1 protein-coding gene and 1 CRISPR repeat array are annotated in these 1,654 nt (G+C 42.0%); the gene reads left to right on the top strand.

What is annotated here, in order from left to right:
• Window positions 1–923 (top strand): hypothetical protein (locus HZC45_03290; GenBank protein MBI5682182.1); only part of this gene is annotated, 923 nt, incomplete at its 5' end.
• Window positions 924–1,401: 478 nt separating this feature from the next.
• Window positions 1,402–1,654: a CRISPR direct-repeat array (repeat unit 31 nt; unit sequence GTTTCAATCCTTGTTTTTATGGAATCGCCTT).

Below are 1,654 nucleotides of genomic sequence, written 5' to 3'. Positions count from 1 at the left end.
TTGTCAGGCGTGACGGCGGGCAGTGGACAAGTCGCATTGAGTTGTCCACTCAAAATATGGATGAGGGAACACCTTATCACGAGGCGTTCCACAGCGCGCAAAAGTTTCTTTTAACTGATGAGGAGATTGCAAGGATTGACGCAAGGTATCCTGATAAGGATGGGGTATCAAGCAAGGAACGGCAGGCACAGGCTTTTGCTGATTATGTGAAGGGCAGGCGGAATATGCCTGTGTGGGTGAGGCAGATTTTTGAGAGGATTAAGATATTCCTTGAAAAACTTGGCAATTATTTGAGGGGCAAGGGATGGACTTCTGTTAATGACATTTTTGAGAGGACTTATACGGGTGAGTTGAAACAGAGGTATGAAAGAGGCGGGGACTTGGGGCTGGATGTGGATTTGGAGATTGAGGATAATGTAGCAAGTTTGGATGTTGAGGAAAGCAAAGGTAGAATAAACATAACAGGTAAAGAGTTGGGCAGTTATAATACCCTTAATGAGTTAAGAGATAAAGCCCGTGAATATGCAAGAAATAATTTTGCAGGCGTAACAGTTCGAAACGCTGACAAAGAGATGAATGTTATAATATCCTGGCAAGGTATAAAACATGCGCTTTCAGGGACAATAGATGAAAATAAAATACTTTCTGTCGCAGTAATTCCTGATATGGTGAGGCAGGCAAAATGGGTAACATCTGAGCCTGATTATAGAAACCGTAATACAATAAAGGCAATTCATAAATTTGAAGCGCCTGTAAATATTAAGGGGATTGCTAATAGGGCAACTTTAGCGATTAGAGAAACATATGATGGAAGTAGATATTATGATCATAATCTAACAGAAATAACAAAGTCCGTTGGTATCTCTGAGGAGGCAAATGCCGAAGGCAATTTACGCTCACATTCAGCCTACAACGGACTCTAGTATAACTATACCACCGTCTGATAAGCCTGTCAAGGATGATGTTGATTTGGATATTGGCAAGAGGGTTGATGATGCTTCGGAAAACCTTATACAAAAGATGGGGCTCAAGACTGCTGAAAATGTGGATATTGTTGGCAGGAGAAAGAGCATGCGCTTTGTTAATGCCTTGCTTGCGTCCCCTTCTAAAATCAGAAATATAGTTCAGTATTATGCTGTGCATGGCAAAAATGCAGGACATACGCAGGATAGACTGAGGGGTATGGCTGATGAGAAGATGTCGGATATTTTTAAACCTCTCAAGAAGTCAGATTTGCGAAAGGAGTTTACGGCTCTTGCGTTTTTGGGCGATATAGAGGAAAAGGTTTATACAACTGCTGAACTTAATGAGATGGGTGTGAGTCCTGCTGTTCAGGAGGCATATCTGAAACAGCGTAAGTTTCATGAGCAGGTGTGGAGGCTCTTAAATGCGCACCGCAGGGTTTCAATCCTTGTTTTTATGGAATCGCCTTGTCAACGGTTACGGAGGTAAGCACACCATCCATGAAAAAATAGTTTCAATCCTTGTTTTTATGGAATCGCCTTGTCAACCCAGTCAACCTCTCTGTATGTATATTTCTCACCATGTTTCAATCCTTGTTTTTATGGAATCGCCTTGTCAACCCGCTCTTTCGGCAAGAACTGTTGGTTTTTGCATTGGGTGGTTTCAATCCTTGTTTTTATGGAATCGCCTT

Source organism: Deltaproteobacteria bacterium (assembly GCA_016223005.1).
In the GTDB taxonomy this organism is placed as follows: domain Bacteria; phylum Desulfobacterota; class GWC2-55-46; order UBA9637; family GWC2-42-11; genus JACRPW01.
This window is presented reverse-complemented; position numbering and strand designations above follow the sequence as displayed.